The following is a 14,181-nucleotide window of genomic DNA, read 5'->3' on the forward strand; positions in this document are numbered from 1 at the left end:
GCAAGGTTTGTAGCGACTGACACACCGCTATCGCGGGCAAGCCCGCTCCCACAGGGATCTGCATTGGATTCGGCAGCAGCGACCGACCGCCACGCTGCCTCCGCCAGCAATTCCCGATAGACCTTCGGGCTGCCCTTGACCCGCCCCGACAACCAGGCGCGGCAGTAACTGTCGGCCTGGCCGATGATCAGCGACAGCATCAACTCAGCAGGAACCCCCGCCAATTGCTCTTGGCGCTCGGGGTTGAACAGCCACTCCAGAAGCAACTTGTTGCGCGCCTTGTTGCGGGTGGCGAGGTCGTCCTTGAGCGGTCCCTTGGTCACGGCAAATCGCGCGTGATACTGGAATCGTGCCCACTCGGGCTGGCTATCAACCCAATCCACGTAGCTGTGCACCAGCGCCTGCACGCCCGCTTGGGTGGTCTGCGCCTCGGCGAGATAGCTGTCGCGCAATCGGGCCTGATCATCCAGCGCGGTGAAAAACAACGCGGCCACCAGACCTTCCTTGTTGCCGAAGTGGTGGTAGATGGCGCCGACGCTGGTATCGCATTCGGCGCGAATCATCTCGATGGTCGTGGCCTCGATGCCCTGCTCGTTGAACAGTTTGAGGGCCTTGCGAAAGATGTCGCGCTTGAGTTCGGCGCGCCGGCCGGGATAGCAGCGTTCGAGTAGGTCGGAAGTTTCCATGCGGGATTCGGTCCAAAAAATCGATGGTGGAGGCTGGCGTCAGGTTGACAGATTTCGCGTCAACAGAATACTGTTCCGTCACAGAACAATATTCTGTAACGGAACTATATTCCGCAAACCAACTCCCTGAAGAGGCTTCAACATGAGTCAGTTCCTCAGCATGTTCAACAGCGCAGGCCCGGAAGCATTCAGCAAAATGGCCTGTCAGGTCGCGCCTTACTTCTCCACCATCAACCCACTGGTCAAGGACTTGCGCCCAAACTCGGCCACCGTGCTGGTACCGTTTGCCAAAGAGATCACCAACCATTTGGGCACCGTGCATGCGATTGCGATGTGCAATGCCGCCGAGCTGGCCGCCGGGATGATGACCGACGTGTCCATCCCCGCCGGTGCGCGCTGGATTCCGAAAGGCATGACGGTTGAATACCTGGCCAAGGCTAAAACCGATGTGACGGCGGTGGCTGATGGCGAGGCGGTGGACTGGAACACTGAAGGCGACAAGATCGTGCTGGTGAACATTCACGATGTGGAAGGCAGGAAGGTGTTTACGGCGCGGATTACGATGAATGTGAAGTTGGCCTGAATCCCAATGTGGGAGCGAGCCTGCTCGCGATGGGGTCAGACCAGTCAACACATGTGTTGAATGAAAGACCGCTATCGCGAGCAGGCTCACTCCTACAGAGGAATTGCGGTGTGGTCAGACCAGCCGAAGTCGCGGACCACTGGCCGGCACCGCGTCGTCACCCAATCGCCCACGCACAAACTCGTTGGCCTTGTGCGTCAACTGATCCAGATGTCGGTCCCGCTGTTTCTCCGCATCGACCATCGCCCGTTTGCCGTGTTTTTGCAGCAGGTACGTGTGAATTTGTCGCACCTCCAGCGAGCTGTAGATCGGCGCCACATCCAGCAACGCCATCAAGCCGTCGCTGCCGTGATCGCGGGTGTTCATCAGCACCTGGGTTGCGCGCACGCCCACCACCTGGAAACCCATCGCCTCGAAATACGGCACCTTGGCCACAGCGCAAGTCAGCTCGGCATGGGGATAGCGACCGACCATTTCCCGCAGCATCCGGCGCGCAACGCCCTGGCGCCGATGCCCAGCTCGAACCGCCATGTACGCCACGCCGCAGGCCTCGGGATCGTCCTTGACCGGCAGGTACAGCAAGAAACCGATGACCTGTTCCGGGTCATCCAGATCGGTGGCGACGATCAACTCCACATCAATCCCTTTCGCCCCGTTCAGCGCTTCCAGATACAGGTGCACCTCATAGCCGATCGCGTACTGGTAGACGTTGTACAGCAGGTTGCTCGGCGGAATCGCGACCATGCTGATGTCGGTCAGGTTGTCGACCACCATCTGCAGGATCTGGCTATTGATGTGCTCGGGGCACGGGGTTTTGAAGCGCGTGATCTGGGGCATTGCGGGCGTGGGCTCCGGTACGGTTTGCGTGGGCTGCCCATCTTAACGCGTTCCGGCCCTTTGCTGGATTCATGAACCAGACACATGACTCTATAGCCGAAAAAAGAATAAACATTTTCATCAATTCAATGGTCACTCTTATTGATGAGGGCTGCAAAGGTGCCGAAGGGCACTGCACGCAAAAATTACGCAAAGGAAATGACCTGATGACGATTTCCCGACGCACTTTCCTGATTGTCGGTGCGGTGACAGCGGCCAGCGTGGCGCTGCCGCCGTTCATTTCTGCACGGGCATCCGCCGCCAATGCCGCGCGGCCGATCAAAGCCGCGGTGAAGATCTGGGTGAATGACAAAGAACGCGCCCTTGACCTCGATACCCGCACCACTCTGCTCGATGCCCTACGCGAAAACCTGCATCTGACCGGCACCAAGAAAGGCTGCGACCACGGCCAATGTGGCGCCTGCACGGTGATCGCCAATGGTCGGCGGATCAATTCGTGCCTGACCCTGGCCGTGATGCATGAGGGCTCGAAGATCACCACTATCGAAGGCCTCGGCACCCCGCAACAGCTGCACCCCATGCAGGCCGCGTTCATCAAGCACGACGGCTATCAATGCGGTTACTGCACGCCGGGGCAGATCTGCTCGGCAGTCGCGGTGCTAGGGGAAATCCGCGACGGCATTCCCAGCCATGCCAGCCCCAGCCTGACCGAACCACCGAAGCTGATCGCCAGTGAAATCCAGGAACGCATGAGCGGCAACATCTGCCGTTGCGGGGCGTACTCCAACATCATCGAAGCGATCAGCGAAGTCGCGGAGGCCAGCGCATGAGACCCTTTACCTACATACGCGCCAAATCCCCGACCGAGGCGGCGGCACTGGCCGCACAGGTCAGCGATTCGAGGTTCATCGCCGGCGGTACCAATCTGCTTGACCTGATGAAGCTCGACATCGAAACGCCTACGCACCTGATCGACGTCAACGGCATTGGCCTGGACCGCATCGAAGCCACGTCCGAAGGCGGCCTGCGCATCGGCGCTCTGGTCAGAAACACCGACCTCGCTGCCGACCCGCGCATCCGCAAAGACTACGGTTTGCTCGCACGCGCCCTGCTCGCCGGCGCCTCCGGGCAGTTGCGAAATGTCGCCACCACCGCTGGCAACCTGCTGCAACGCACCCGCTGCCCGTACTTTTACGACACTCATCAGGCCTGCAACAAACGCCAGCCCGGCAGCGGCTGCGCAGCCATCGACGGCGTCAGTCGGCAGCTCGGCATCATCGGAGTCAGCAACGCCTGCATCGCCACCCACCCCAGCGACATGGCCGTGGCAATGCGCGCGCTGGATGCTCAAGTCGAAACGATAAAACCTGACGGCAGCACACGCGCCATTCCGATTGCCGACCTGCATCGTTTGCCCGGCACCACGCCGAATAACGAAACCACACTGACGGCCCATGAATTGATCACCGCCGTGACCTTGCCGGCGCCAATTGGCGGCACCCACATTTACCAGAAGGTCCGGGATCGGTCGTCTTATGCATTCGCCCTTATTTCGGTCGGTGCAATCATTCAGAAAGATGGTACTGGTCGCGTCGCCCTCGGCGGCGTGGCGCATAAACCATGGCGCGTCGAGAGCGCTGAGTCGGCCATGCCACAAGGTGCGAAAGCACTGACCGAAAAGCTGCTCGCCGGTGCGACACCCACCCACGAAAACGCCTTCAAACTAACTCTGGTCGAGCGCACGCTCGCTGCGGTGATGGCCCAACCGAGGGAGCACGCATGAAATTCGACACGCCAGCCACCACCAACCCCATCGATCAAATGCAGGTCGTCGGCAAGGCCACCACCCGTATCGAAGGCCCGCTGAAAACCACCGGTACGGCGCATTACGCCTACGAGCATCACGACGCTGTACCGAACCAGGCCTATGGCGTGGTGATCGGTTCGGCCATCGCCAAGGGTCGCATCGCCTCGATGGACCTTGAAATCGCCCAGGCTTCGCCGGGAGTACTCACCATTGTCACCGCAGCCAATGCCGGCAAGCTCGGCAAAGGTAAATACAACACCGCGAAATTGCTTGCCGGGCCGGACATCCAGCATTACCACCAGGCCGTCGCTCTGGTGGTGGCAGAAACTTTCGAACAGGCACGGGCCGCCGCCGAGCGGGTCAATATCAACTATGTGCGCGCCGAGGGCGTGTTCGACCTCGCGGCCACTCGCGATTCGGGCAAAGAAGCCAAGGACCAGATGCCCGACACCGTGCATGGTGATTTCGAAGGTGCTTTTGCCGCTGCACCGGTGCAACTGGATGCGACCTACACCACGCCCGATCAGGCCCACGCAATGATGGAGCCGTTCGCTTCAATGGCGGCGTGGGACGGCGACAAGCTGACCTTGTGGACCTCCAATCAGATGATCGACTGGTCTGTCACCGATCTGGCGACAACCCTCGGCATACCGAAGCAGAATGTGCGGCTGATTTCGCCCTACATTGGCGGCGGTTTCGGCGGCAAGCTGTTCATCCGTTCCGACGCAGTGCTGGCGGCGCTCGGTGCCCGTATGGCCGGCAGACCAGTGAAAGTCGCGCTCGCACGGCCACTGATGTTCAACAACTCGACCCACCGCCCCGCCACCATCCAGCGCATCCGCATCGGTGCCACCGCCGATGGCAAGATTACCGCCATGGCTCACGAAGGCTGGAACGGGGGCTTGCCCGACGGCAAAGTCGAACTGGCCTCGCAACCCAGCAAGTTGCTGTACGCCGGGGAAAACCGTCGGGTGACCATGCGTCTGTCGACCCTTGATCTGCCGGAAGGCAATGCCATGCGTGCGCCGGGCGAAGCGCCGGGGATGATGGCTTTGGAAATTGCCATGGACGAAATGGCGGAAAAACTGAAGCTCGATCCGGTGGACTTTCGCATCCTCAACGACACCCAGGTCGATCCGGTCAATCCGCAACGCCCCTTCTCTCAACGCCACTTGATCGAATGCCTGCGCACCGGAGCCGAGCGATTCGGCTGGAGCAAACGTCACGCGCAACCGGGTATGCAGCGCGAGGGCCGCTGGCTGATTGGCATGGGCGTGGGCGTCGCTTTCCGCAACAACCTGCTGGTGAAATCCGGCGCTCGCGTGCGGCTCAATGATCAAGGCATCGTCACCGTCGAAACCGACATGACCGATATCGGCACCGGCAGCTACACCATCATTGGCCAGACGGCGGCGGAGATGATGGGTGTCAGCCTCGACAAGGTCGTGGTGCGCCTGGGCGATTCGAGCTTTCCGGTGTCGGCCGGTTCCGGTGGCCAGTTCGGTGGCAACTGTTCGACCGCTGGCGTCTATGCAGCTTGCATCAAACTTCGCGAAGCCGTTGCGCAGCGCCTTGCCGTGAAACTGGACGATGCGACGTTCGCAGAAGGAGAAGTCCGTTCCGGCGATAAACGCGTGCCGCTGCAACAGGCCGCGCAAGCCGGAGAATTGGTGGCCGAGGATTCGATCGAGTTTGCCGAGCTAAGCAAAAAATTCCAGCAGTCGACCTTCGGCGCGCACTTTGTCGAAGTCGCCGTGGACAGCGCCACTGGTGAAACCCGCGTGCGGCGGATGCTCGCGGTATGTGCCGCCGGGCGCATCCTCAATCCGACCTCGGCACGCAGCCAGGTGATCGGCGCCATGACCATGGGCGTCGGCGCGGCATTGATGGAAGAATTGGCGGTCGACAAGCGCCAGGGATTTTTCGTCAACCACGACCTGGCCGGGTACGAGGTGCCGGTGCACGCCGACATCCCGCATCAGGAAGTCATTTTCCTCGACGAGACCGATCCGGTTTCATCGCCAATGAAAGCCAAGGGCGTGGGTGAGCTGGGTATTTGCGGGGTCAGTGCGGCAATTGCCAATGCCGTTTACAACGCGACAGGCATTCGGGTCCGCGACTACCCCATCACGCTGGACAAAATGCTCGATAAATTGCCGCAGATGATTTGACTTGGCACCGCGTCAGTCGCTCTGCGGTATTGGGTGAGTCAGTTGATTTTGTACCGGGTTTGCGGCCCCATCGCGGGCAAGCCCGCTCCCACAGGAGACCGGGTTGCTCGGTTGAACTCGGATCCTGTGGGAGTGAGCCTGCTCGCGATGGCGTCAGTAGCTTCGGCGGAGATCAGAAGTCGTAAGTCATCTCGACCGACGCCACCCGCTCCTGCCCGTAGTAGCAACCGAACGAGTAGTTGCAGTCCGACACATACTCACGATCGAAGATGTTCTGCACGTTCAGGCGAGTCTGCAAACCGCGCAGGCTCGGGTCGAGTTTACCCATGTCGTAGCTGACGGTGGCGTCGTAGACGACCCACGATGGCACGTCGAACGAGTTGGCCGCATCACCCGGTTTGCGTCCGGTGTAGCGCGCGCCGGCACCGAAGGTCAGGCCATTGAGGGTGGCCTGGGTGAAGTGATAGTCGACCCACAACGATGCCGAGACGGGCGACTGCGCTTCGTTGCGATTGTCCTCGTTGCCCCAACTGTCCTTTGTGTAGAACGAGTCCATGTAGCTGGCGGCGGCCAGGACATCGACGTTGTCGATGCTGGATTTGACTTCCAGCTCGACGCCGCGCGAACGCACTTCGCCGCCCTGGGACATGTACTCCGGATAGTCATCATCGCCGGTCAGAACGTTCTTCTGCTTGATCTCATACACCGACGCGGTGATCAGGGTTTTCTCGAACGGCTGGTACTTCACACCCACTTCGTACTGTTGACCCTCGGTCGGCTCGAAGGCCTTGCCGCCACGCTCGGGAGCCGCGGTGCCCAGGGTCGGCAGGAAGGATTCCGAGTAGCTGACATACGGCGCCAGGCCGAAATCGGTGACGTAGGTCAGGCCGACACGTCCGGTGAACTTGTTGTCGCGCTTGGATTCACGGGTCGACGCCAGCAAGTCCTTGTTGTCGATTTCCGCCCAGTCCTGACGACCACCGATGGTCAGGATCCACTGGTCGAGTTTGATCTGGTCCTGCAGGTACACGCCGGTCTGGCGCAGGGTGTTGTCCCACTTGGTGGTCAGTGTCGGCATCACGCTGCTGGTGTCGTAGTTGTTCTTGCCATACAGGTCGACCGGCAACACGTTGCTGGCGTTGTAGCCGTCGTACTTGCGGGAGAAATGCCGATAGTCCACGCCCGCCAGCGTGGTGTGTTCCAGGGCGCCGGTGTTGAATTTGTATTCCAGGTTGTTATCGATGGTGTAAGCGATGTTGTGCTGGCGCCAGTCGATCTTGGCGCGGTTGGCCCGGGTGAAATCGGTCACGCCGGCATCATCGGTGACGAAGCTGCGCAGGTAAAAGCCCTTGTAGCGGTCACGCACGTCGGTGTAGCGCGCAGTGGAGCGGTACTTCAAGTCATCGGTGATGTTGTGGCTGAAGTCGTAGCCGAAGACGTACTGGTCACGCTTGTAGTCGTTGAAATTGGTATCGCCGGAAAAGAAGTCGCGGTTGATTCGTTCGCCGTTTGGACCACGATCCAGCGAGCCGATCCGTGGCAGCGACTGATAATCCGGTACGCCGTCATCGCGCTGGATTTGTGCCAGCAAGGTCAGGAAAGTGTCCTCGGTCGGCGCCCAGGTCAGGCTCGGCGCCAGCAGCATGCGTTCGCTGCTGTTGTGCTCGACTTGTTCGCCACCCTTGTTGGCGACGCCAATCAGGCGATAGGTGAACTGCTTCTGTTCGTCGATCGGGCCGCTGGTGTCGAAGGCGCCGTTGACCCGGTCGTAACTGCCCGCCCCCAGTTTGATCTGGCTGCGCTGTTCGGTGGTCGGGCGCTTGGAGACCATGTTGATCAGGCCGCCCGGCTGGTTCTGCCCGTAGAGTACCGACGACGGCCCCTTGAGCACTTCGATGCGCTCCAGGGTGTACGGGTCGATTTGCGGCGCGCCACCGAGGCTGCCCGCGTAAGGAATGTAGGCGCCATCGAGATACAGCGGCGTCGGCGCGAAACCACGGCTGGTGATTTCATCGGCAATCGAGTTGCGGTCGGTGTAGCCGCTGGTGTTCAGCCCCGGCGTGTAACGCAGGGCCTGGGTCAGGTTGCGCGCGCCCTGGGCTTCGACCTGGTCGGCGGTGACCACGTTGATGGTCTGCGGAATTTCCAGGATCGGCGTATCGGTCTTGGTGCCGGTGGCGCTGCGGGTCGCAACGTAACCGTCCACCGGACCGTAGGCCGACTCCACGGCAACCCCCGAAATGCTGGTGGCGCCCAACTGAATCGCCGCGCCCGCCCCTACGATCGGCAACAACGAATAGCTGCCGTTATCGTGACGCACTGCTTCGAGTTTGCTCCCAGCCAGTAGCTGGCGCAGACCAGCATCCACCGAATAACGACCCTGCAATCCCGCCGTTTGCTGGCCGTTGGCGGAGGTCGGTTCGAAGGAAACGGTGACTCCGGCGGTGCCGGCGAACTGGGTCAATGCCGAGCCCAGGGGACCGGCCGGAATGTCGAATTCGGTTTCGCCCGTGGTTTGCGCCCAGGCCGGTTGCGCCACCACCGCCATGCCCAACGGGGCGACCAGCGCCATACCGAGCAGTGCGGCGTGCACGGCACGGCTCAAGGGCCTGACGGATGGCTGGGTAGAAATGTTCAGTTGGGAATTGCGAGGGGTCATGCGGTGTCCTTTCGCCCGTTAGTGGCAGTAAATGGCGGCGTCTATGTGCGCCTCTAACTACCAAGTCGAACGAGAATCGAAATCAATAACCCCCGCGAAGATTTTTTTTGATCAATCACTCAGACCGGTTCCACACGGGTCCAAAACCGGCTGAAGCGACGTATGCGCACAGGCAAGGTCGAAGTCAGGTTGTCGAGGATCGTGTCGGTGCTGCCCAGATGAAACGCGCCGGAAATCCGTAGCGCCGCCACCGCCGGCTCACACCCCAGATGGCCGGGACGATAGCGCTGAAGTTCGCGGACAAAATCACCCAGGCGCCAGTCATTGACCACCAGCATGTCCCGGGTCCAGGCATCCGCTTGCGGGGCGGCTCGCTGCACGGTGTCGATGGCGTCGCGGCGAAAGCTCAATTGCTGGCCGGCATCGACGCGCACCGCAGGGCCGGACAGGTCGGCGCAGCGCACCTGGACCGCATGCTCCTGCACACTGACCAGGCTTTGCTCCGCATCACGCCGCACGACAAAACGGGTGCCAAGCGCGCGGATGCTGCCTTCGGCGGTGTGGACCACGAAGGGTCGCGCCAACGCGTCGGGCGCCGTTTCAATCTGGATTTCACCTTCGAGCAAACGGATTTCGCGCAGGGTATCGCTGTAGCGAATGTCCACCGCCGTTGCCGTGTTGAGTTGCAACTGGCTGCCATCGTCGAGCCGCACACGGCGACGCTCGCCGGTGCCGGTGCGCTGGTCGGCCATCAAGGTTGGCAATGACGTGGTGTTCCAGGCCAGTGTCCCTGCCCCACCCGCCATCAACAGAATCGACAAGACCTTGAGCACATCGCGGCGTTTGGCGCGGGCGCTGGCCAGGGTCGGGCGGGCGACGGCGGGAGTGACTTGCCCGAGTTTGTCCTGCAGGCGCGACAGACGCTCCCACGCCTGCACATGTCGAGGGTCGCGTTCCAGCCAACGCCGATGCGCTTCGCGAACGGCCTCGTCCGGCACCTCGCCGCGCAAGTCGACATACCAGCGCGCGGCGGCTTCGAGGGTCGCGTAGTCCAGTGGTTGCGCTTGGGCCACGGCTCAGTCCTCGATCAGCAACAGGCAGTGCGTCAGGGCGCGCACCGCATGCTTCTTGACCGTGGTCACCGAGACATTCAGGCGTCGGCCGATCTCGACATAGCTCAGGCCATCGAGCTGGGCCAACAGGAAAATCTCGCGGGTTCGCTCACCCAGGCCGTCCAGCAGGCGATCGATTTCCATCAGGGTTTCGATGATCAGCGAACGGGTTTCCGGCGAGACCGCCACCGGTTCCGGAGCGTTGGCCAAGGTTTCCAGATACGCCTGCTCCAGCGCTCGTCGGCGGAACATGTCGATCATCAGGCTGCGGGCGATGGTACTGAGGTAGGCGCGCGGTTCGCGCAATTCCTGGACCTTGCGTTGGGTGAGGACGCGAATAAAGGTGTCCTGGGCCAGATCCGCCGCGTTGTGATTGCAACCCAGCCGTTTGCGCAGCCAGCCACACAACCAACTGTGGTGTTCCTCGTAAAGCGTGTGCACGGCGTGTTGCAGCGAGAGGTCGGCGGAGGACATGGAAAAGGCCCGAAACAAATTTATTTGATAATGACTCTCATTTTCTTCCAAGCCAACACACTTTGGCAAGACCACCCCAGCATTGGTGAAAGTAACCCAATGAAATAAGGGGATTTCCCCCGTAAGCGCGGAATATGCCCCACCCGTTTCTGTAAGCGCGCAGAAACACTCTGAAACAACTTACTAATTCATTAGCACTTTTTCTGCCGGCCCGAGTGATGGCCCAACAGTTGCACTTCCCCCATTACCGCAGCAGCTGTCGTTCCCAAACGGGATGGCGGGTTTCGCCGATTTGGCATGACGCGAGGGGAAAAAAATGAAACGTGCAACACCACCGTTCAACCCGATGAGTTATCTGCGCAGGTCCGGCGTGGCCTCTGTGATGCTCATGACTTTGGCCACGGCCAACGCCGTACCGCTCGACGACGTCAACGAGCCACCACCAACAGACCCCTCGGCCTACTCTCCTCTGCCCGCCGATCCAGTGGCCGCGGCAGCCGCGCTGGAAGCCTTGAAAGGCATGCCCGAAGCCAACCAGGGCGCGATCGCCTATCCCAACGGCGTGTACGGGGACCGCGACTCACCGCGCGCCGAGAACGTGCTGCCGCCGAGTCTGCAGACCTCGTTCAATTACCCCACCAACGGCAAACCCAGCCCGTTGTTCGGGGCGCTGCCGTACACCCAGCAACTGCTGCTGTTCGAAGAATTCGGTACGGAAAAACTCGACCCGACCTTGCCGGCACCGCCGCTGACCTTCCCGGTGCCCACGGTCGGGCCTTTGCCACAGCAAGACCCGGATAACGTTGCCCGCAGCGGCCCGTCGAGTTCGGCGCTGGAAGCCTTCATGCGCCAGCCCGGGCTGTATCCGTTTCCGTCCCAATTCTCCAACGTGCTGGACCGCAACCCGTGGAAAGCGCAGATCGAAACCTTCCTCAATCGCCATCCGGTCGGCTCGCCGGCCGAAGGGCGTCCGCCAGGAAAGGGTTGGTCGCATCAACGCTGGAACGAGTTCTACCCGCAGGTCGCCTTCAAGACCGTGCAAGCGGGCGCCAAACTCAATGGAGGCATGCGTGATCGGCGGCAATTGCACAACTATGCCGTCGGTGAGTTCGGGCCTGGCGGGCTGTACTACCAGACCTCGGACATCCCGACCACCACAGGCACAACCAAAGGTATCGACACCCGCTTCCACCCCAACTTTCCAATACAGAATCACAACGCGCTGTGGACCTTCGACGGCACCTTTCCGCCAAAACTGCTGATGGTGCGTTACGGTCAACCGGTGCTGATGCGTCACTACAACGCGCTGCCGATCGACCCGGCGGCCAACATGGGTTTCGGCCTGCACACCATCAGCACCCACGAACACAACGGCCACTCCCCGGCTGAAAGCGACGGCTACACCAACGCGTTCTTCTTTCCGGGCCAGTACTACGACTATCGCTGGCCGCTGCAACTGGCCGGTTACGACACCATCAACACCGACGCCCATGACCCGCGCGCGGCGTTCCCCTGCGCGCCGGGCGAAACCCTGTTCGTCAACGATGCCAACCCGGGCCTCAAGACCTGCGACAACGGCAGCATCAAGATCCGTGGCGACTGGCGCGAAACCATGAGCACCCACTGGTTCCACGACCACATGCTCGATTTCACCGCGCAAAACGTCTACAAGGGCAACGCGGTGATGATGAACTACTACAGCGCCCTCGACCGTGGCAACGAAGCGCTGGAAGACGGCGTCAACCTGCGCCTGCCCAGCGGTTCGGCGCTGCCTTGGGGTAACCGCGACTACGATGTGAACCTGGTGGTGGCCGACAAGGCCTGGGACGGCAATGGTCAACTGTGGTTCAACCCGTTCAACACCGACGGCTTTCTCGGCGACCAGATCCTGGTCAACTGGCAGTACGAGCCGCGCCTGAAAGTGCGGGCGCGCAGCTATCGATTCCGCATTCTCAACGGCTCGGTGTCGCGCTACTTCCGGATTGCACTGGTGCGTGAAATCGCCGGCAACGGTGGCGAATATCCGGGGCCGGCCGGATCCAACGTGTCGTATACCCGCGTGCCATTCCATATGATCGGCAACGACGGCAACCTCATGGAACACGCCATACCGTTCGACGGCAGCATGGACCTGGACGGCGACGGCGATAAGCAGAACCACAACGCGATCCTGCCGACCCAAGGCATCGCCGAACGCTATGACATCATCGTCAACTTCGCGAAAAACGGGATCAAGACTGGCGACAAGCTGTACTTCGTCAACCTGATGGAACACAAGACCGGCAAGGGTCCGGAAAAGAACGGCCTGAGCCTGGCTGACGTGCTGTCCGAGAAGTACAAAGCGGTGATCAAGCAAGGCAGCAAAGGTCCGGAATGGGACAAAGGCGACCCGGTGGTCGGCAAGTTCATGCAAATGATCGTGCAGCCCTACACCGGCACGGATGTCAGCATGAACCCCGCCGACTATGAACCCGCCAAACCGGGCAAAGCCGCCGGTAAAACCATGATCCCGCTGACCCTCAATCGTGACGACCCTCAGGTCCAGGCCAAGCTCAAACTGGCGCGGCACCGCGAGTTCATTTTCGGTCGCTCCGACGGTACTGATGAAGCGCCGTGGACCATCAAGACTGACGGCGGTTTCGGCTACAGCATGGACCCTCGCCGGCTCAACGCGGCCCCGCAACTGGCCAACGGCCCGACCGATGGCGGCTACGTCGGCGACGGTACGCTGGAAGTGTGGAAAATCAAGAACGGCGGCAACGGCTGGAACCACCCGGTGCACGTGCATTTCGAGGAAGGCATCGTCCTCAGCCGCGACGGCAAGGCGCCACCGGAATGGGAAAAATGGGCACGCAAGGACGTGTATCGCATTGGCGAGGGCATCGACAGTTCGGTGGATGTGGAAATGGCGATCCACTTCCGCGAGTTCGCCGGGACCTACATGGAGCACTGCCACAACACTCAGCACGAGGACACGTCGATGCTGCTGCGTTGGGATATCGAGCATCCAGGGCAGTTCCAGTTGATGCCAACGCCGCTGCCCGGTTGGGACGGTGTCACCTACGTCAACTCTGCCGCACTGCCAACCTTCCGCAATGGCGATGGCAACGGTAATGGTGACGACGACGATGATGACGACAACGAAGGCCAGAACAAGAAACCGATTGCCAACGCCGACAGTGCCGCCAGCAGCAATGGCCAGCCGGTGACCATCAACGTCCTGGCCAACGACACCGATCCGGATGGCAACGTGCCGTTGAAAGTGGTGGGTCTGGCCCAACCGGACTCCGGTCAGGGCACGGTCAGCACCGACGGCGTGCGCGTGATCTACACGCCACCGGCCACCGTCACGGCGCCGTTCACCGCGACATTCACCTATCAGGCCAGCGACGCCAAGAACGCGGTTTCGGAACCGGCATCGGTCTCCGTGGCAGTCGCAGGGGCTGCGGTCAACGAAGACCTGGTGGTCACCAGCGCCTCGGTCACGTCCCGTAGCAACAGCCGTTACACCTGGGACCTGGCGGGCACCACCTCACGCGGCACCGGCAATACGCTGACCGTGACCGTGTCCACCACCGCCGGCCCGCTCAGCCTCGGCAACGCGATCCTCACGCCAACCGGCACCGGAGCGCGCTGGAGAGTGTCGGTCAGCACCACCGGCGCCGGCCCGACACCAAGCCCGACCGCGACCATACGCTCGGCCTTCGGGCAGGCGGTGACAGTGCCGATAACGGCGAAGTGATGGGGTAATGATTGACGCCCGGTTCATGCAATGTGGACCGGGCTTAAACTCATCGGACAAAGCACCTCACCTCGGCAAACCCATGCCGGCGAGCAGCGCTTGAAACCTGG

9 protein-coding genes and 1 pseudogene are annotated in these 14,181 nt (G+C 61.3%); 5 read left to right on the forward strand and 5 right to left on the reverse strand.

Annotated elements, in window-relative coordinates; translation table 11 throughout:
- Positions 1–77 precede the first annotated feature (77 nt).
- Positions 78–686, reverse strand: a pseudogene (locus ACW9JC_RS03595) (TetR/AcrR family transcriptional regulator); the annotation flags it as partial.
- 142 nt (positions 687–828) lie between these two features.
- On the opposite strand from ACW9JC_RS03595, the gene ACW9JC_RS03600 reads away from it, so the two are divergent.
- Positions 829–1,269: a hotdog fold domain-containing protein gene (locus tag ACW9JC_RS03600; protein ID WP_457453612.1), complete on the forward strand. Its 441-nt coding sequence runs from the start codon at positions 829–831 to the stop codon at positions 1,267–1,269.
- Between the two features lie 114 nt (positions 1,270–1,383).
- On the opposite strand, the gene ACW9JC_RS03605 is transcribed toward ACW9JC_RS03600, so the two are convergent.
- The gene (locus tag ACW9JC_RS03605; protein ID WP_457453613.1) at positions 1,384–2,106 is read right to left on the reverse strand and encodes a GNAT family N-acetyltransferase; all 723 of its coding nucleotides are present in this window, start codon (positions 2,104–2,106) and stop codon (positions 1,384–1,386) included.
- 206 nt (positions 2,107–2,312) lie between these two features.
- On the opposite strand from ACW9JC_RS03605, the gene paoA reads away from it, so the two are divergent.
- Genes paoA through paoC form a run of 3 tightly spaced genes read left to right on the forward strand, consistent with a single transcriptional unit; the run spans position 2,313 to position 6,084 of the window.
- A complete protein-coding gene (gene paoA / locus ACW9JC_RS03610; protein WP_457453614.1) occupies positions 2,313–2,936 on the forward strand; it encodes an aldehyde dehydrogenase iron-sulfur subunit PaoA in 624 nt (207 codons plus the stop codon).
- The gene (locus ACW9JC_RS03615; RefSeq protein ID WP_457453616.1) at positions 2,933–3,889 is read left to right on the forward strand and encodes an FAD binding domain-containing protein; all 957 of its coding nucleotides are present in this window, start codon (positions 2,933–2,935) and stop codon (positions 3,887–3,889) included. Before paoA ends, ACW9JC_RS03615 begins: the two co-directional genes overlap by 4 nt.
- On the forward strand, positions 3,886–6,084 hold the full coding sequence (paoC, locus tag ACW9JC_RS03620) for an aldehyde oxidoreductase molybdenum-binding subunit PaoC (protein ID WP_457453618.1): 2,199 nt from the start codon (positions 3,886–3,888) through the stop codon (positions 6,082–6,084). Before ACW9JC_RS03615 ends, paoC begins: the two co-directional genes overlap by 4 nt.
- Positions 6,085–6,256: 172 nt before the next feature.
- On the opposite strand, the gene ACW9JC_RS03625 is transcribed toward paoC, so the two are convergent.
- The 3 genes from ACW9JC_RS03625 to ACW9JC_RS03635 all read right to left on the reverse strand — a co-directional run bounded on the left by ACW9JC_RS03625 (position 6,257) and on the right by ACW9JC_RS03635 (position 10,329).
- Positions 6,257–8,743: a TonB-dependent siderophore receptor gene (locus tag ACW9JC_RS03625; protein ID WP_457453619.1), complete on the reverse strand. Its 2,487-nt coding sequence runs from the start codon at positions 8,741–8,743 to the stop codon at positions 6,257–6,259.
- Positions 8,744–8,862: 119 nt separating this feature from the next.
- Positions 8,863–9,816, reverse strand: coding sequence for a FecR domain-containing protein (locus ACW9JC_RS03630; protein ID WP_457453621.1), 954 nt, complete (start codon positions 9,814–9,816; stop codon positions 8,863–8,865).
- A gap of 3 nt (positions 9,817–9,819) precedes the next feature.
- Positions 9,820–10,329, reverse strand: a complete 510-nt coding sequence (locus ACW9JC_RS03635) for a sigma-70 family RNA polymerase sigma factor (protein WP_338581764.1) — start codon at positions 10,327–10,329, stop codon at positions 9,820–9,822.
- 316 nt (positions 10,330–10,645) lie between these two features.
- Here ACW9JC_RS03635 and ACW9JC_RS03640 point away from each other — a divergent pair, with 316 nt between their 5' ends.
- Entirely contained in the window at positions 10,646–14,071 is a 3,426-nt protein-coding gene (locus tag ACW9JC_RS03640; RefSeq protein WP_457453623.1) for an Ig-like domain-containing protein, read from the forward strand.
- Positions 14,072–14,181: the final 110 nt, after the last annotated feature.

Source organism: Pseudomonas sp. SDO5591_S426, from assembly GCF_054070755.1.